The following is a 16852-nucleotide window of genomic DNA, read 5'->3' as shown; positions in this document are numbered from 1 at the left end:
AGGAGCCGGCGGCCTCACAGCGCGGACCGGGACCGCAGGAGCGGGCACGGTGGCGGTCGGGCGGCGGTGGCGCCTGGTCGAAGGTGTCGTCATGCCGCAGCTCTGCCCGCCCCGCGCCGGGGCCGAACCCGCCACCCGTACAGAGCAGCACGAGGCCGTTCTACCCGGCCTCTGGCCTGCCCAGATACCTGATACTCACCGGTGGCCCGGCTGCCACGGCGGGCAAACTCACCGGCCCCGGCAGCGAAACTCACCAGCCCTGGGAGGGGAAGCTCACCGGCTGGCGGTGAAACTCACCGGCCCGAGGCGAAACTCCCCGGTGCAGGTCAGCGCCATGCACCGGGGAACAGCGGGGTCAGGCCCTGCGCCACCAGGAGCGGTGGCGCTTCGCCTCGGCCTCGGCGGCTTCGGCGGCCGCCTGCTCGCGCTCGGCCTCCTGGCGAGCCTTCTGGTCGGCGTCGGCCTGGCGGCAGCTTGGGCACAGCCCGTCGTCGTCCCAGGCGGCCCGCTCGCGCATCTCCCACCGCGCGTCCGAGAACGGCACCTTGCAGCGGGTGCAGGCTGGACGGCGGCGCTCGCGCTCCGCCCTCTGCCGTTCCTGCTCCCGTTCCTGGCGGACCTGGTCGGCGGCAGCCCGCTCCGCGTGCAGCAGCCGGTCGCCGTCCCGGTTGGCCAGCGCAGCAGCGAGGGTGTGCCAGCCCCGGCGGCCGAACCGGTGCCAGACCGGGGCATCAGCGCCGAAGCGGCGCAGCAGCGGCAGGGTGGTCGCCACGACCGGCAGGGCGCGGTGGTAGTCGCGGGCGGCGTAGCCGCTGTACGCGGGCGCGTACCAGGCGTCCTCGGAGGCGGTCTCGACCTCGGCCATGCGGTTCAGCAGCCGCTGGTGGTCCCGCTTGGCCTTCTCCTCCTTCTCCTTCGGGGTGAGCGGCCCCGCGCCGGGGCGGGTGCGCTTGCGGCCGGCCTCCAGGACCAGGGCGACCGGCGGCAGTCCCTCCCGTCCGGTGGCCGGGTAGAGGGTGGGCCACAGGCGCAGGTCGTGCGTGCGGGTCCCGGTCCGGCGCAGCGAGGCCTCGAACGCCGCCTTGGCCGCGCCATTCGCCGCCAGCTCGCACCAGGCCCGGTAGGTGGCCAGCTTCTCCACGAGGGTGCCGACGCCCTCGTTCTCGCGGTCGACCTCGACCAGGAGCACCGGCACCTTCGCGCCGGGGTGGCGCAGCACGAGGTCGGTGAACAGTGAGCGGCGGTGCGGGATGGCGTGCTCGACCTCGGTGGTGAACGCGCCGAGGTGACCGATGCCGGCGCGGGCGAGGAGGCCGGCGGCGGCGACGACGTCCAGGGCGTGCTCGGAGAACGCCGCGCCCGGGCCGTCCCGTTCGGGGCGCAGCGCGGACAGCTTCGTCCCGGCCGGGAGCAGGTCGGCGGCTTCGCGGCGCCCGGCCGCAGTCAGGGTCCACAGCTTGCGGTTGTCCGGCAGGCGCAGCTCCTGGCGCACCCTCCCGGCGGCCTCCAGGTCGACCACGGCGTCGCGCGTCGCCCGGTCGTTGCGCTGGGTCGGGCAGACCAGGTGCCAAAGCTCCCGGCCGGTGGCGCGCTGAAACAGGGCAAGCGACACCAGGACCCCCTTCCTGACCGGCTGTGTCGAACCCCGCTTCCACCGCACCTCGGCATCAGGGGGAAGAGGGTTGTCGCCACGCCCGACGCCCCTTGACCGGGGCCGCTGGCCTGCGGAAACGGGCCGGGCCGCCGTCGGGGGCGTGGAGGTATCGGTGGAGGTGCCGGTGGAGGCGGCACCGGGCCCCTTGTCCCGGCCGGGCGAGGCCTTCGCCGCCCGGCCGGGGAGGTGGCCGGCGGCCTGGACGCCGTCGTCCGGATCGGGCGCGGCGAGCGCGGTGGTGGACATCGGGTTGGCCTTCCATCAGCAGGAGGCCGGAATCGGCGCGATGGCCGGCCCGGCACCCGGGCGAGCACCCGGACGCGGCCGACACTGCACACCGACCCCTTGTCCGCGGTCTGACCCCGCCCCTTGACCAGCACGTTGTCCCGCCCGGTTCGCCCCGGTCAGGTCCCTTGTCCTCCCGGTTTGTCCGTGACCGGGATCACGGGCGGCGGGCCGTCAGAGGTTCTGCAGATAGGCGGTGTGGACGGTGAAGGCGGCCTGCTCGGGGGTGTCGTGGAGCATCGCTTCCTGGGTGTTGATGTCGCCGATGAAGTAGCCCTCGTACACCGCCACCCAGCGGTCGCCGATGCCGGCCAGGCCGCGCTCGACCCAGCCGACCTGATGGCCCTCGCCCGTCACGAGGTAGACGTCCGGGTTGACCGTCCAGCCGGCCAGCGCCCACCAGTCGCCGAACCGCCCCGCATCGAGGGCGATGCGCACGTCGCTCGGGGGCAGCCGGCGGTGCATCGGGTCGGCCGGGACGGGAACCTCGATGGGCGCTTGCTGCGGTGCGGAAGAAGCCGGAGCCGGGGCGGGCCGGGGCGCGGTCTGCTGCTGGGCGAGCCGCTGGTCCACGAGCTCGCGCAGCCGCTCGCCACCGGGCGCCGTTTCGCCCCGGGGAACAACGGACGCCATGGCGGCGGGCCCCGCAGTGGGCTCCCTTTCCCCCCGGGGAGGAACAGGCGCCGACAGGGCCTGCGGCCGCTCCGCGGCAGGGTCCGTCGACGGGGGAGTTTCGCCCCGGGGCGCGGCGGGCGCGGACCGATCCTCGGGGGCGGGGCCGCCGCTCGCCGGAGCCGGTACGGGAGCAGCCGCCGGCGCCGGCCCGGCCGTGGCCGGGGAGCCGCCGAACAAGGCCGCCGTTTCGCCCCGGGGGCGAAACGAGGGGCTCCGGGGCGGCCTCTTCCGAAGCGGCGGCCTGGGTGGGGTGGGCACTCAGCATCCGCTCGGCGAGCTCGCGGTGACGCACGACCAGGCCCTCGGCGGCGCGGAGAACGTCGGCCAGGGCCTGGCGGGCAAGGGCACCGTCACCCTCGCGCTCCGCACGCTCCAGCTGGAGGAGGAAGCGCTCGTCGTGCCGGCGCAGCGCCTCGCCGAGCTCCAGCAGCCCGACGGCCGTGCCGTCGGCGGGCAGGTCGGCGGGTAGCGGGGTTTCGCCCCGGGGGTTTTCGGCGGCCGCGGTGAGCGCCTTCTCCTGACGCTCGCGCTCGCGCGCCCGGTCGGCCCGGGAGGAGCACGCCTTCGAACAGTACTTCCGGGGGCGACCGGTACTGCTCGGCTCCATCTCCTTGCCGCAGACCGTGCAGGTCGGCGCGCCGAACAGCATCGGATCGGCCATCGCCTTTTGCCCCGGGGAGAAACGCCGCGCCCCGGCGGGCAGCGGCGGCCCGTCGCAGCAGCGCGCATCACCGGTTGCGCAGCGCTGCGCAACCGTCCTTTCGCATGCGCATCCGATGCTGCAACCGGCCGTTGCGCATGCGCAGCGGGCCCGATCGTTGCTGCAACAACCGGCCCTGCCGGCGGCGTCGGCGGCAGGGCCGCCGGGCCATGCCCGAGGCCTGCGACGGGGCGGGTGCGATCCCGTTCGCACCTGTCGTGACCTGCGGTGGGGAGTTTGCGTCGCACCCGGTGTGCGGCGAACTCACCGGTCCTTGCGCGCCCGGGGCCGGGCGGCTGCGACGCCGGTCGCACCGTCGCAGCCCGGTCGGCGATTGCGCAGCCAGCGGCCGGTCGCAGTCGCACTCCGTTCACCCGCGCGGGCCGTCGCAGTCGCAGCCCCGGCGTGCAGCAAGGATCGCCTTGCTACACGGAAGCAGCGGCAACAACGGGTGTAGCAAGGGTGACCTTGCTGCACCCTGCTGCCCAGTGGCCCGCGCCGAGCAGCGGGATAGCAAGGTCACCCTTGCTGCATGGCTTGCTGCTGCGGGCAACGCTGCACCGGCCGCTCGGCGCCAGGCACGGGCATCAGCCAGCTGGCGAGGGGCAACTGCCCAGTGTCACGCCGTCTTCGGCGTGACCGGTGCGGCGACGGGCCGACGGCGGGGCCGGCCACGGCCCTGACGACGGATCCGGCGGCGCAGGGCAGGCGGCAGGGGCTGGTCCAGCGCAACCCTTGGCGCTGGCCAGGGTGCGGTAGCGGAGCGCGCCGCGCCCAGCCATTTGCATGGTCAGGTCCGCGTGGATCACAGGGTTGCCGCCCGGTCCCGGCTTCCCGGCAGGGCACGTGCCGCCACCGGCCGGGCGGGGAGAGCGAGGGGCGGAATCCGGGATGGACTCATGGTTCATTTTGGTGATTGTGGTGCCCCCAAAATGGACCATGAGTCCATCCCTCACTGAGACGGGACGGCCCGACTTCACATGCATGTGACGTGAGAAGCGATTCCCAAACCGAAGGTAGGGTCACGTTTTCGCAGGTGAGGTGCGTGGCCGTCGCTCGGTAGGCATGCTCGGACCGTCGTGTTGGTGCGGGGGCATGGTCGGAGGTGGCGGATGCCGTCGGTGCTGGGGGTGCTGGAGCGGCGTGAGCGGGTGGCGCTGGCCAGGGCGGAGGAACTGCGCGCCGAGTTGGAGCGGGTCCAGGCCGCCGTGGCGGAGGCGGATGAGGCCGCGCGGCGCGCGGTGATCGCCCGGGAGGAGACGGTGGCGGCCCTGGCCGAGTTGGCCGATGAGGCCGCGAGGCCTGGGGCGTCGGCCGGTGGACCGGTGGTGGGGCCGGTCGCGGGCGTGGCCGGGCCGCGGGGCGAAGTCCCTTCGTGGCGTGAGGGGTTGGGGGGTGGAGGTGCTGTCGCCCGAGTGCGCGCGGATCGTGGCCCTGGTCGAGCGCGATGCGGCCGGCGGCGGGGAGGGGGTGCGGGCGCGGGCGATGCGCGAGCATCTGGGCTGGTCGGCGAGTGATGCGAAGGAGCAGGCGGCCCGGTTCAGGGCGAAGCGGCTGGTGGAACGGGGCTGGTTGACCGAGGCGCGGCCGGGGCTGTTCAGGCCGCGGACCGCTTGACGCGGCGCGGGGAGGGTCGGCCCGAGCGGGCCAGTCGGCGGGTGGCCGGGATACTCGCGGCCCACCAGGCCATCGCCTCGGCGCTGTCGATGCGGGTCTCGTAGTCGCGGGCCAGGCGCCGGGCCCGGATCAGCCAGGAGAAGGACCGTTCCACGATCCACCTGCGGGGCAGCACCACGAACCCTTTGGCGTCGTCGCTGCGTTTGACGACGGTCAGGGCGAGGGCCAGGACGGCGTGGGCGAAGGCGACGAGCCATCCGGTGTAGCCGCCGTCGGCCCAGACCAGGGCGATGCGGTGGCGCTCGGCGCACAGTTGTTCCAGCAGGTCGCGCCCGGCGTCGTTGTCCTTGACCGAGGCGGCGGTGACCATCACCACCAGCAGCAGGCCCAGGGTGTCCACCGCGATGTGCCGCTTGCGCCCGTTGATCTTCTTCCCGGCGTCGTAGCCGCGGGTGGCCGCGCCGACCGTGGCGTCGGCCTTCACCGACTGCGAGTCGATGATCGCGGCCGAGGGCTCCTCCTTCTTCCCGGCCAGCTCGCGCAGACGCTTGCGCAGTCGGCCGTAGAGCTCCTTGATGAAGTCGTTGTCGCGCCAGCGGCGGAAGAACCGGTAGACGGCCCGCCACTTGGGGAAGTCGGCGGGCAGGCTCGCCCAGCGCACGCCCTCGGCGACCAGGTAGCGCACCGCGTCGATCATCCAATGCCACGAAGTTAAGCGCTCGGCGGCGGTGTCAAGGGTGGGCGCGATACGCGAGGGGCCTCTGCTATCCAGGGGATCGACCAAGATCTTCCTGAGAAAGCAGAGGCCCAGTGGCCCACTCTGTCACGGACGGAACCGGTGACGTGTTCGCGCCCGGTCACATCGGCGAGTTAACCCAGGTCATCCCACCCGAGTTGGTGGATGCGGTACTGGACGAGACCGGGGCGCGTGAGCGACGACTTCGGAGCCTCCCCTCGCGCGTCGGGGTGTACTTCGTGCTCGCACTCGGACTGTTCGAGCATCTGGGCACTGGACTGGTGTGGAGCAAACTCGCGGCCGGACTGGCTGCTCGGGTGCCGCAGCCCTCGGAGAAGGCACTTCGCGATCTGCGTCGGCGGGTCGGGGTGGCCCCGCTCAAGCGACTGTTCGACGTGCTGGCCGGCCCGCTGACCCAGCCGTCCACGCCCGGAGTGCGCTACCGCAGGTGGCGCACGGTCGCCTTCGACGGCTGCGGGAGCCTGTCCGTCCCCGACCACGAGCGCAACCGGTCATGGCTCGGCCGCACCGAACGCCGCTACGGCCCGGCAGGCTACCCCCGGCTGATGCTCATGACCCTGTGCGAAACAGGCACCCGCGGCCTTATCGCAGCGGTCTTCGGGCCCGCCTCCAAGGGCGAGACTGACTACGCCCACGACCTGGTCGGCCACCTGACCTCGGACATGCTCCTCCTGGCGGACCGCGCCTTCGACAGCAACGAGCTGCTCGCAGACATCGCAGCCCAGGGGGCGCAGTTCTTGATTCGCGCCACCAGCACCCGACGACCGCCGGTGCTGGCACTGCTGCCCGACGGCTCCTACCTGACCCGGATCGGGGGCCTCTCACTGCGGGTGATCGAGGCCGAGATCCGCTCCCGCATCGCCGACGGAGGCGACTTCGGCGGGACCTACCGCCTGCTGACCACGCTCCACGACCACCGCACCGATTCAGCCGACCACCTGGTGCGTCTCTACCACGAGCGGTGGGAGATCGAGATCACCTACCTGGCACTCCGTCACACCCTGCTCAAAGGCCGAGTCCTACGTTCGAAGGACCCTGTGGGCCTCAACCAGGAGATGTGGGGACTGCTCACCCTCTACCAGGCCCTGCGCTCGGTGATGGTGACCGCGGTGGAGACAGTGCCCGCCTGCGATCCCGACCGGGCCGGCTTCACCGTCGCACTGGAGGCCGCCCGTGACACGGTCGTCAACCTGGCCGGAACGACTGCGGCCTCAGGGCCGGGCAGCCGCTCCGACCTGGTCGGACACATCGGCGCCCGTGTCCTGCACGCGCTGCTTCCCGGGCGCCGGATGCGGTTGTCCGCCCGCATCGTCAAGTGCGGAACCTCCCGCTACAACATCTGGAACCGAGACGGTCGTCCTCGCGGCAGCACACCGATCACCGTCATCGAGATCACCGTGCACCCACCGGCTCTGCCCAGCGCGCAGGACCCTGGCCAGGCCCTCTCCGGCCGCTGGGGCCAGGTCTGCCAGCTCTGGGCTGCGAACTCCAACCAGGCCATGCACACCCGGGACATCGCGCGGCATCTCGGGCTCGCCAACTCTGGGCGCCCCCTCAGCAGCCTCACCGCACAACTCTGCTATTGGGCCCGCAACGGCCGGCTCATACGCACCGCTCCGAACACCTACAAGATCACCCTCCCCGACGCCTTGACACCACCACCGAATCCTTAACTTCGTGGCATTGGTCGATCATCTGCCGGTGGCAGAAGCCCTCAGGGTGGCCCCCTTGCCCGTTCATCCAGGCCGGTACCGGCAGCAGCGGCCGCAGGATTGCCCACTCCGTGTCGGTGAGGTCGGAGCCGTAGCGGCGGGTCCGGTCGGGCTGGTCGGCGGCGTTTCCGAGCCGGTGTGCGAGGCAATCGCACGACATGCCGGAGCTGGCCGCGGGCGCAGCGGGCACGCCAGAGTGGAGCACGAGGGCCTCCTGGTTGTTCGTTGACTCGACATCACCGAACTGGGCAAGAGGCCCTTCTTCTATGCGCCGGCCGCGACCTGATCACCCGAACGAGCCTGATGCGTGCGGAAGTTCGAGTGGCAGCCATGTCCCCCGGTTTGGGAATCGCTTCTCACTGAACGGTGGCCGAGCGGGCTGGACGGTCTATTCGGTAGATGTAGTGGGCACGGTCGTCGATGGGGTTGTCAGGCTCCAGCGAGGCTTCGGCGACACGGTGCAGGCCCGCCTTCTCCAGCGCCCGCCAGGATGGTCGGTTAGCGACGTGCACTGGGACGATAATCGCGGTGACGTTGGGATGGTCGGTCCAGGTCGCCTCGATGACCGCATGGATCATGCGTGGGCCGTGTCCCTGACCAGCCAGGCGGGGATCGCCGATCAGGTAGTCCATTGTCACCGCCCCGTCTGGCACGTCGACTTCGGCCGCCAACTCGGCCAGGTAGTCGGGGTAATCGGCGAGGCGGCAGCGCTGCACGAGGCCGATCGGTTCGCCGTCGAGCATGACGAGCAAGTCCTCAGACGGCTCCAGCCCCCCGGCTGCGGGGCCGAAGTCGCGCTCGACAGCCTCCGGGGAGCTCTCGTGGTTCCACCAGCGGGCGACATGCGGCTGTGCCAGCCACTGCCTCAGTTGCGGGAAGTCGGGTTCGCCGAGCCGGCGCCAGGTAATCATCGGGGTTCCTCAGTGGGTCGACTGGTTGCGGGTGGAGTCCTGGTAAAGCGTCCGCATCGTGATGCCGCGGGCGAACGCGAAGAACTCTTCCAGACGCACCGCAGTGGGCGGCGCCCCGACCAGCGGTGAACCCTCGGAGGTATGCCGGGTCCGGTTGAGGCGGTCCGGATCGTGGTAGGGGTGAGGCCCCGCACCGTCCATGTCATCTCGAACGCGGCAGCGCACTCTTCCTGGAACGCCCACGGATCAGTCGGCACGGCAGGATCAGCCGGGAACAAAATCGCACTCGGGCTCTTGCCCTGTCTGGTGGCCCGGTCTGGCCGCGGCTGATCCCTAGCTCCCGCGCGGCCTCGGCCGCCAGACCTCCCGATCCGCACACCCCCGCGCGGAACTCCGCGTCGAACTTCCGCCCCTTCTCTGCCATGACTCCCAAATTCCCCTGAAGTCACGGCCTCTACGCTACGAGGTGAAGGTCACAGGATTCAGATCAACGCTTGGTCACGTATTGCGAGTTGAACGTCGCGTTCCGCTCCTTTGATGGCTGACCGAACTCTTGGGGTGACTCGCTGAAGTGCATAGCATGACGGCATGTCAGTATCTCCTCGGACCTGGACGCGCGGGGTGTCACCACCGATCGCCCTGGTGGTGTACGCGGCCGCTGCGGTGCTGGCCTTCCAGGTAGTGGGCCGACCATCCGCGCCGGAGCGGCCGCCCAGCGCCTGTGCCCTGGTGCCGGCAGCGCTGCTGGTACGGCTCGTGCCCGCCGCGGTCGTAGGCCTCACGTCCAATGAGCCAGGCCTGCGGACGAGATGTGAGTGGAAGTCCGACATCGGTGCGACCGGGAACACGGCCTCCCTGGCCGTGTTTGTGGATCGCAGCGCGCCCACGGCCTTCCGTACCTCCGCCGACGAGGCGATGGCCTCGTTCAGCTCGCAGAAGAAGCTCGCTCTGGGCCCCGGTGACAGCCTCGGCCACACCGTGGACCTGGCCGGGTTCGGGCACTTCGCGTACGCGGAGGTCCATTCCGATCAGACCTACCCCTACGTGATCGTCTCGGCACTGCAGGGCGGGGATGTCGTCATAGTGAGCTACAGGGCCGGGCCGTCCACCGATGATCTGACGCTGGCCGGCGCTGCGGAGGCAATGCGGATGGTACTTGCGGGGTTGCAATGAGCACCGAGAAGCACATCGGGACGGTACGGATCGGAACTGTTCTGCTCGGTGCTCTCCTGCTGGCACTGGTGGTCGCACTGGTGGTCAGTGGTTCCACGTTGGCGTTGCGCCGACTCGACCGACCGGGCTCGCCGCCGTCCGCGCCGACCCGCCCGGTGCCGAGCTTTACGGGCTCCCCGTTCCTACCGGCGTGATCGAGGGAGCCTGCCGCCACCTGGTCAAGGACGGACTCGACATCACCGGTCCCCGCTGGGGAGTCCCGGGCGTGCTGGTGGCGGCCGGGGAGCGCTGGGCGCCGGGTCCGGTCGCGCCCGGCAACGGGGTGGGCAGCGTGCGGGTCGGCGTGGTGTCGGTCATCCTGTGGTGCCTCTCCTCGGAACGGGTGCCGTCCCGGCCGGGGTGGGCCGGGACGGCGGAGCATGCGGGACGGGTCAGCCGGCCGCGAGATAGGCGCCAGCCACCTCGTCCAGGTAGCGCGCGACCTCGTCGGCCCGGGTCCGGTCCGTCGGGTCGCACTGCCCGTGCGCGTCGGCGATGGCGGTGTCGAGGTCGGCGGCGTAGTGCACCAGGGCGTCGTAGATCCGTGGTCATCAGGTCCAGCGGCACCTGGCCTCGGACCCGCCACAGCCGCACGGTCTCCGCGACGTGGCGCAGCAGGCGGTGACGTGGGTGGTCGGCATCATGAGCTCGCCGTTGTCGTGGCGGTACAGCGCCAGCGGGAACCGCTCGTCGAGGTCTTCGTCCGCGGTGGGCTCCGGGGTGGTGTCGGTCATCGTGTGGTGCCTCCAGGAGTCGGGAGCGGGGCGGCGAGGTGTACGGGGCGGGTTAGCCGGCGACGGTCTCGGCGTGCCGGTCGAGGGCGTCCAGGAGCGCGGTCTGCTGGTCGGTCAGCTTTCCCTCGGTGCGGGCCCCCGCCTGCTTGCGCAGCCAGGCGCCGGGGCGGAACGTGGGGTCGTCGGCGAGGCCGGTGCGGTTCGCCGGGCCGTCCAGGGTTCCGCCGGCGGCGAGGTAGGCGAGCAGGCGGCGGTAGGAGCGGTTCCAGTCCGGCTCCAGGCGCCACAGCTCGTCCAGGCCGTCGAGCTTCGCGGCCTGGTCGGTGGTGAGGTTGTCGGCCTTGCGCTGGCGGCGCATCCACGCACCCACCGCGTAGTCGTCCAGCTTCGCCGCCGCCGGGATCGCCAGGTGACCGTGCTGGCGGTGGAACGCGGCGGCATAGGCCGCCCCGCGCTCCCAGGCGTTGGCGTTCTTCGACCAGATCATGCCGAGCGCGTCCAGCTCGCTGACCCGGGCGGGGTCGAGCAGGCCCTGGCCGTTGAGGTGGCGCTGGCGGGTGAGCCAGGAGATCAGGTCCGCGTGCTTCGTCTTGTCAGTGGGGTCGAGGTGGCCGTGCTGGAGGTGGAAGACCGCCGCGACGGCGTGCATCCGCTGCCACTCCACGGCCCGCGGGTTGAACGCGCGGAGCTTGACGGTCTGGAGGATCCGCGCGGCGTGCTGCTTCGCGTTGATCCGCAGCCACTCGATCGGCGACTCCACCGGCGCCGGCTGCTGCTCGCCCTCCCTGGCCTCGCCCTCGGAGGCCTTGGCCGCGGTGGTGTGCGCGGTGCCCTGGGAGCGGTGGGCGCGCAGCTCGGTGATCCGGCCGACCACCCGGGCGTCGTGCGCGGCCAGGGCGCGCAGGACCCGCCAGATCGTACGGAAGGAACTGGCCTCGATCTCGGTGTCGGCCTCCGCCTTCACGGCCTCGCCGGCGTCGTGGACCTCGGCCGGGTGCGCGGTGGCGGTGTCGTCGCCGACTTCCGGCGTCGGCAGGTACACCGGGATGATGACCCAGGACACCTTGCCCTCGCGGTAGGACTGGCGCAGCGCCCTCCCGACGGCCTGGACGATGTCGATGACCGACGACTTCGGGTCCGCGAAGCAGATGGCATCGACGGCCCGAACGTCGATGCCCTCGGACAGGAGCCGGGCGTTGGCGAGGATGCCGCACTCCTCGCCGTCCTCACCGGTGTGGGGCCTTGAAGTCGGCGAACGCGGCCCGGCGGTCCTTGAGCCGGTCGGTGCCGGCCACCGCCTTCGCCCAGATCCGCTCCGGGCGCTCCGCGTCCTCCAGCAGCTCCGAGGTCTCCAGCAGGGTGTTCGCGAACTCGCGCGCTGCGGACACCCGGGAGTGGAAGGTGATGACCCGTCGGAGCCCGAGGTCGGCGATGGCGCGCAGCACCGCGATCTGCGAGGCCAGGCGCAGCAGTTCCTCGTTGCTGCGCTGGGAGCGCAGGTCCGCGACGGCCGGGAGGCGGAGCAGCTCGCGCAGGTCCTCGTCCGTCACCACCGGCACGAGCACGCGGTAGTCGGCGAGGTAGCCGTGCTCGATGCCCTGGCCGAGCGTCCAGGTGACACAGACCTTGCCGTAGATCTCCTCCGAGTCCATGGAGCAGAGCGCGGGCAGCTTCTCCGCGCCCTCGCTGTCGGCGTCGGCAAGGTCGGCCAGGCCGTCCTTCGCGCGCCGGTCGTCCGCGATCCTGGGCGTGGCGGTGAAGTACAGGCGGCGCTTCGCCGGAACCCGGTCGTCGTCGTGGACGGCGGCCCAGGCCTTACCCTCGGAGCCGGCGGTGCGGTGGGCCTCGTCGATGACCACCAGGTCCCACTGCGCCAGGCCCCAGTGGTAGTGGGCCTCGACGATCCGCTCCAGCGAGGCGTAGGTCGCGTACACGGTGACCGGGTGGTCGTCCGGCGCACCGTTGACCAGGTCCGTCAGCGCGGCCGGGGCGGTCGTCACCGCGGCGTCGATCCGCCCGCCCGCCTCCGCGCTCTCCAGCGCTTCCTCCCGCGAACATGCCGCCACTGCCACGCCCCGGCGCCCTCCCTTGAGCGACCAGGACTCCGCTGTCTGCTCCAGCAGCTCGATCGTCGGCACCAGCACCAGCACCCGGCCCTTCGCCGCCAGACGTCGGGCGCAGCCGGCGGCAATCAGCGTCTTGCCCGAGCCGGTTGCCGCGACCACCGTCGCCCGGCCCCGTCCTTCACCTCACGCACCGCGGCCGCGACCGCGTCCTTCTGGAACCAGTGCAGCGGCAGCGGGTTCACGGCGGTGCCGGGCGGCTGCGCCGGGACGGGCGTCTCGGCCTGGGCGCGCAGCCCGGCCGGCACGTCCTGCTCGGCGGTGGCGGCGGCGGTGGTGGTGGTCTCCACGGCTGCCCTTCTCCTTCGTATGCCGGGTGGTGCGGGGAGGTGGCGGGTCACCGAGCGGGGCGGCGCAGCTGCAGAACGGTGGCCGACGGCCGGTCCGCGGGGGGCGGTCGACGGGGGCGGTGGACCGCGCGGGGAGGGGGTACCCAGCCTGCTGGGCACCCCCCTCCGGTTGCCCGTGAGTGCGCGATTGCGTAGTCCCGGGGCTACGGGGCCGAGACGGTGGAACTCTCCGCGGCGGCGGGCCCGGGCGGGAAGGAACGGTCGAGCATCCGGCGGATCCCGTCGGCGTCCTCAACCGTGAGCTGCTGTGACAGAACCAGCTCACCCATGTTGTGAAGCATGGGCCCGGCAAGGCGGTAGCCCTGACCGACGCCGTCCTCGTCGAGCTGTTCGAGCTGGGCGGTGAGCTGGCTTCCACGGCGGTAGACGCACAGCTGGAGGATGTTGGTCATGGCGGGTCTCCTTTTGATAGGGGGATCGGGATCTTGCCCTGCCTCATGTGGTCGGGTGTGACTGAGCGCTTCAGTTGGCGAGTCGAGCGTTGGCCAAGCAGGGTAACGCCAGAGTTGGACAGTGAACCCGGTTTGGGTGATATCGCCCGCTCACGCAGGACGTGCGGTGTCCTGGGTGCCGTGGACGGCATTCACGGCAGGAGCGCTGGTGCGGCACCGTCCCGGGCTGCAGTGCCTGGTCTCCACCGGTCGGCAGCACGGCTTCGAGAGCCTGGCCGAGCGGTGGCTGCTGCTGGTTTGGACTTCGCGAGCGGATTCGACGAGGTGCTGGCCCAGCCGTTCCGGTTACGGTTCACCTGGTCGGAAGGGAAGGTCGCGCACATCCCGGGCTTCCCGCGGCCGCCAAGTCGGCGGCCGCGGCGGGCTGGCGCTATGCCGTGGTGACCGACCCGTCCCTGCTCTGAACTGCGCGTTCACCCCCGCCCGTTTGCACAGGTGAGAGGGCGCCGAGGCGCCGCAGTTCCGAAACCGGGGAGTTCCAGTTGGTCCACCACGCCGAAGATCCGGCCCGCCGCGGGGGCAGGTGGCGAAGGCCGCTCGTGGCCTTCGCCACCGCGACCGCCGTCGTGGGAGTGCTCGCGGCTCCCGGGATCGCCCCCGTCGCGAACTCCTTCGGGAGTCCTGCACCCTTCTTGTCCTGGCATCAGCTGATGGACATCCAGGGCAAGATGAACGAGACCGCTTCGGCCGTGGAACATGCGTCGGGTCAGATCGGCAGCCGGGCTTTCGCCGGTGTGGTCGCCGCCCCCGAGAAGAAGCACCTCACGATCTACTGGCACGGCGAGCTGACGCCCGAGGTCCGGGCGGTCGTCGCGCAGAGCCCGGTGCCTGTCGATGTCAAGCCGGCGCCGCACAGCGCGCAGGACCTGAAGGACGCCTCGCGCGAGGTGACGCGCCTCGCCGAGTCCGCCGGAGTGCGGATCACCGACGTGGCGATGCCGCAGGATGGGAGCGGCCTCACCGCGACCGTGGTGGGCGGCGAGGCCGACGCACAGCGGCTGCGGCGGGCGGTGGCGTCCGTGAGCGTTCCGGTGACGGTCGAATCGAACGGCACGGAGTCGATCAGCCTCGGGGACCCCTCGCGCCGGAACGATCCGGGTGCCGGCGGTGCGCAGATCATCGCACCGTTTTGCAGCACGGCCTTCGCGATCAACTACCGCGGCGAGGACGCCATGCTCACCGCGGACCACTGTTTCCTGCCGAACAACGAGACCAATGTCCGGTACGGCGTCGACGATACGGGCGGGCAGGGGCCGGCGATCGGCACCCGGATCTCACCGCAGATTATCCGCCCGGACGAGAGGGGGCCTGTCTACCTCGACGCGGCCGTCATCAAGCCGTCTTCGAACGTCACGATGAACCAGCAGATCTGGACGGGCGGCGCAGCCGACCAGTCCAGCATCTCGCAGACCAAGAAATGGGTGAGCGCCGCGCAGGTCGCGCACACGGGGAACTGGATCTGCAACGAGGGTTCGCGATCGGGCGAGATCTGCAACATCCAGGTCACCACCAAGGTGACCGATTACTACGCCAAGGGCGTCGACAACCTGGGCGGCGAGGTCGAGCACCACTACATGTACGGCTGGAAGGCCCTCAAGCAGTTCACCGCCGCTGACAACTCGTCCATCGCGGCCCGCAGGGGCGACAGCGGAGGCCCCGTTGTGTTGGGAGGCGGCCCGGGCCTTCCGGGGGCGCCGCCCAACATCACGGCCCTGGGCATCGTCTCGGCCACGACGGGTGGAACCTGGAGCTGCAAGACGCCGGGGAGGACGATGGCGACCAGCTGCACGGGCGGCATCATGTTCGTCGGCCTGGAGGACGCCCTCCCCATGCTGGGTGCCAAGATCGGCGTTCGTGACTGGAGCACCGGGCACCTGAGCTGGGTCGACTACGGCAGCGGCGGCGGGGGCGGGGGCGGGGACATAGGCTCCGACCCCAGGCCGCACGAGCACGACGAACTGGTCGACGGCAACGGTACGGCGATGGCCTATGACCTGCCGAGCGGCCGGCTCGTCGGCGCCCGGCCCGGTGACCCGCGGGCCGACTGGGAACTCCTCCAGACGACGGACGGCGGCTGGCTGTTCCGGAACCTGGCCGCACCCAACGAGTACCTCGGCCAGTCCGCCGACGTCGGACTCCAGTTGTCGGACTGGGAGGGCGGGCACTGGTACTTCCACCTCCAGATCAAGGGCGGGAACTGTCTCGCGCTGTGGCCCGGCGCCAGCGTGCCGAACAGCGTCGCGACACCCGGGAACGCCCCGTGCGACCACAACGACGAGAACCAGCTCTTCAAACTGGTGCCGGTCGGTGAGGAGGACGCCGACCTGCCGACCACGCCGGGACCCCCTCCCGCGGGCAGCGTGCACCTGCCGTCCCAGCAGCCGCCGGTGAAGCCCTCCGGGCCTTCCATGGACGCGGCCTACTCCTTCCTCGCCCAGCGCCTCGACGCCCACGGCACCGCCGGCACGCTGCGCGTGCCCCGCAGCTACCAGGGCGGGCACTTCGAGGACCCGAAGCTGTTCGGCCCGGACGGCTTCCAGGCCTCCTTCACGTACGACAACGCGCTCGTCATCACCGCGTTCCTGCAACGCGGCGGAGCCGACGACGTCGCCCACGCCACGGCACTCGGCGACAGCCTGCTGTATGCCCAGGCCCACGACATCACCCCAGACGGCCGCATCCGCGCCTCCTACGAGCCCAGCCCGTTCGTCACCGCGAGCGGCGCGCCGTACGTGGGCGGGTTCTCCGTCTACACCGGGAACATGGCCTGGGCCGGTATGGCGCTTACCCGGCTCTACCGGGTGACGGGCCAACAGCGTTTCCTGGACGGGGCGTTGAAGGCCGCCAACTGGATCCAGAACAACGCCGCGGACACCCGCGGTGCCGGCGGCTACACCGGCGGCCTGCGCAACGACGACGGCACCGGTCAGACGATGGTCCCGCTCACCTGGAAGGCCACGGAGCACAACATCGACACCGGCGCTTTCTTCGCCATGCTCGCCGGCGTCACCGGCGACGCGGGCTGGGCGCAGCGCTCCACCAACGCGTTCCGGTTCGTGAAGTCCGTGCAGGCCGCCAACGGCCACCTGTGGACGGGCACCGGTCTGGACGGGGTGACCACCAACGACGACGTCGAGCCGGAGGATGTGCAGACCTGGAGCTACCTGGCCACCCTCGACCCGTCCTACGCGCCCGCCATCGACTGGGCGGCCGGGCGGATGGCGGCCACCGACGGCCCGTACAGCGGGGTGAGCTTCAGCGGTAAGGACACCACCGGCGTCTGGTTCGAGGGCACCGCCCACCTGCTGGCCGCCTACCAGGTCCGCCGTGCGGACGGCGATGCCGCGAAGGCGGCGGCCCTGATGGCGACCTTGCAGAAGGCGCAGAGCGGCGCGACCAACACGGACGGCAAGGGCATCGTCGCCGCCTCGCACGACGGCCTGGACACGGGGGAGGGCGACCTCTACTACTCCACCCTCCACACCGGGGCGACCGCCTGGTACGTGATCGCCGCGCAGGGCGGGAACCCCTTCCGCCTGTGACCGGGGAGTCGGGGGGGGTGGGGCGACGAGGGAGGGTGTTCACTTGGGGGGGGGGGTGGACCCGCCATTGGTACTTTTTGTGGGGGGCAGGATGGCTTCAAATGGAGGAAGCGCTTCAAAGCCCAAGG

General features: G+C 71.4%; 16 protein-coding genes and 1 pseudogene. 6 read left to right on the top strand and 11 right to left on the bottom strand.

The window, feature by feature from the left end; translation table 11 throughout:
• Positions 1-355: 355 nt before the first annotated feature.
• A complete protein-coding gene (locus tag ACZ52J_RS39485) occupies positions 356-1900 on the bottom strand; it encodes a replication-relaxation family protein (RefSeq protein WP_465625861.1) in 1545 nt (514 codons plus the stop codon).
• 213 nt (positions 1901-2113) lie between these two features.
• A complete protein-coding gene (locus ACZ52J_RS39480; protein WP_465625859.1) occupies positions 2114-2572 on the bottom strand; it encodes a hypothetical protein in 459 nt (152 codons plus the stop codon).
• Positions 2573-2864: 292 nt separating this feature from the next.
• On the opposite strand from ACZ52J_RS39480, the gene ACZ52J_RS39475 reads away from it, so the two are divergent.
• Together ACZ52J_RS39475 and ACZ52J_RS39470 are read left to right on the top strand one after the other, a co-directional pair.
• Entirely contained in the window at positions 2865-3083 is a 219-nt protein-coding gene (locus ACZ52J_RS39475) for a hypothetical protein (protein WP_465625857.1), read from the top strand.
• Positions 3084-4709: 1626 nt separating this feature from the next.
• On the top strand, positions 4710-4931 hold the full coding sequence (locus tag ACZ52J_RS39470; protein ID WP_465625855.1) for a hypothetical protein: 222 nt from the start codon (positions 4710-4712) through the stop codon (positions 4929-4931).
• Here the strand turns inward: ACZ52J_RS39470 and ACZ52J_RS39465 are convergent.
• Complete coding sequence (locus ACZ52J_RS39465; RefSeq protein ID WP_465625853.1) at positions 4912-5715, bottom strand: IS5 family transposase; 804 nt, start codon at positions 5713-5715, stop codon at positions 4912-4914. The genes ACZ52J_RS39470 and ACZ52J_RS39465 overlap by 20 nt on opposite strands.
• Before the next feature lie 26 nt (positions 5716-5741).
• On the opposite strand from ACZ52J_RS39465, the gene ACZ52J_RS39460 reads away from it, so the two are divergent.
• Entirely contained in the window at positions 5742-7361 is a 1620-nt protein-coding gene (locus ACZ52J_RS39460) for an IS4 family transposase (protein ID WP_465625851.1), read from the top strand.
• A 395-nt stretch (positions 7362-7756) separates the two neighbouring features.
• Here the strand turns inward: ACZ52J_RS39460 and ACZ52J_RS39455 are convergent, their stop codons facing one another.
• On the bottom strand, positions 7757-8311 hold the full coding sequence (locus tag ACZ52J_RS39455; protein ID WP_465625849.1) for a GNAT family N-acetyltransferase: 555 nt from the start codon (positions 8309-8311) through the stop codon (positions 7757-7759).
• A 621-nt stretch (positions 8312-8932) separates the two neighbouring features.
• On the opposite strand from ACZ52J_RS39455, the gene ACZ52J_RS39450 reads away from it, so the two are divergent.
• Positions 8933-9484, top strand: coding sequence for a hypothetical protein (locus tag ACZ52J_RS39450; RefSeq protein WP_465625847.1), 552 nt, complete (start codon positions 8933-8935; stop codon positions 9482-9484).
• Entirely contained in the window at positions 9481-9678 is a 198-nt protein-coding gene (locus ACZ52J_RS39445; protein ID WP_465625909.1) for a hypothetical protein, read from the top strand. Before ACZ52J_RS39450 ends, ACZ52J_RS39445 begins: the two co-directional genes overlap by 4 nt.
• Before the next feature lie 237 nt (positions 9679-9915).
• Here the strand turns inward: ACZ52J_RS39445 and ACZ52J_RS39440 are convergent, their stop codons facing one another.
• The 7 genes and pseudogenes from ACZ52J_RS39440 to ACZ52J_RS39410 form a co-directional block, all read right to left on the bottom strand.
• Complete coding sequence (locus ACZ52J_RS39440; RefSeq protein WP_465625907.1) at positions 9916-10050, bottom strand: hypothetical protein; 135 nt, start codon at positions 10048-10050, stop codon at positions 9916-9918.
• Positions 10051-10074: 24 nt separating this feature from the next.
• Positions 10075-10257, bottom strand: a complete 183-nt coding sequence (locus ACZ52J_RS39435; RefSeq protein WP_465625905.1) for a hypothetical protein — start codon at positions 10255-10257, stop codon at positions 10075-10077.
• A gap of 52 nt (positions 10258-10309) precedes the next feature.
• Positions 10310-11320 carry a helicase associated domain-containing protein gene (locus tag ACZ52J_RS39430; RefSeq protein ID WP_465625845.1) on the bottom strand — a complete coding sequence of 337 codons (1011 nt, stop codon included), beginning with the start codon at positions 11318-11320 and terminating at the stop codon, positions 10310-10312.
• Positions 11321-11353: 33 nt separating this feature from the next.
• Positions 11354-11464: pseudogene (locus tag ACZ52J_RS39425) on the bottom strand (hypothetical protein); the annotation flags it as partial.
• 19 nt (positions 11465-11483) lie between these two features.
• Positions 11484-12482, bottom strand: coding sequence for a DEAD/DEAH box helicase family protein (locus tag ACZ52J_RS39420; RefSeq protein WP_465625843.1), 999 nt, complete (start codon positions 12480-12482; stop codon positions 11484-11486).
• Positions 12449-12670, bottom strand: a complete 222-nt coding sequence (locus tag ACZ52J_RS39415) for a hypothetical protein (protein ID WP_465625841.1) — start codon at positions 12668-12670, stop codon at positions 12449-12451. Before ACZ52J_RS39415 ends, ACZ52J_RS39420 begins: the two co-directional genes overlap by 34 nt.
• 203 nt (positions 12671-12873) lie before the next feature.
• The gene (locus ACZ52J_RS39410; protein ID WP_465625839.1) at positions 12874-13122 is read right to left on the bottom strand and encodes a hypothetical protein; all 249 of its coding nucleotides are present in this window, start codon (positions 13120-13122) and stop codon (positions 12874-12876) included.
• A 692-nt stretch (positions 13123-13814) separates the two neighbouring features.
• Here ACZ52J_RS39410 and ACZ52J_RS39405 point away from each other — a divergent pair.
• Positions 13815-16724 carry a trypsin-like serine protease gene (locus ACZ52J_RS39405; protein ID WP_465625837.1) on the top strand — a complete coding sequence of 970 codons (2910 nt, stop codon included), beginning with the start codon at positions 13815-13817 and terminating at the stop codon, positions 16722-16724.
• Positions 16725-16852 lie beyond the last annotated feature (128 nt).

Source organism: Kitasatospora sp. NPDC034035, assembly GCF_055575755.1.
This window is presented reverse-complemented; position numbering and strand designations above follow the sequence as displayed.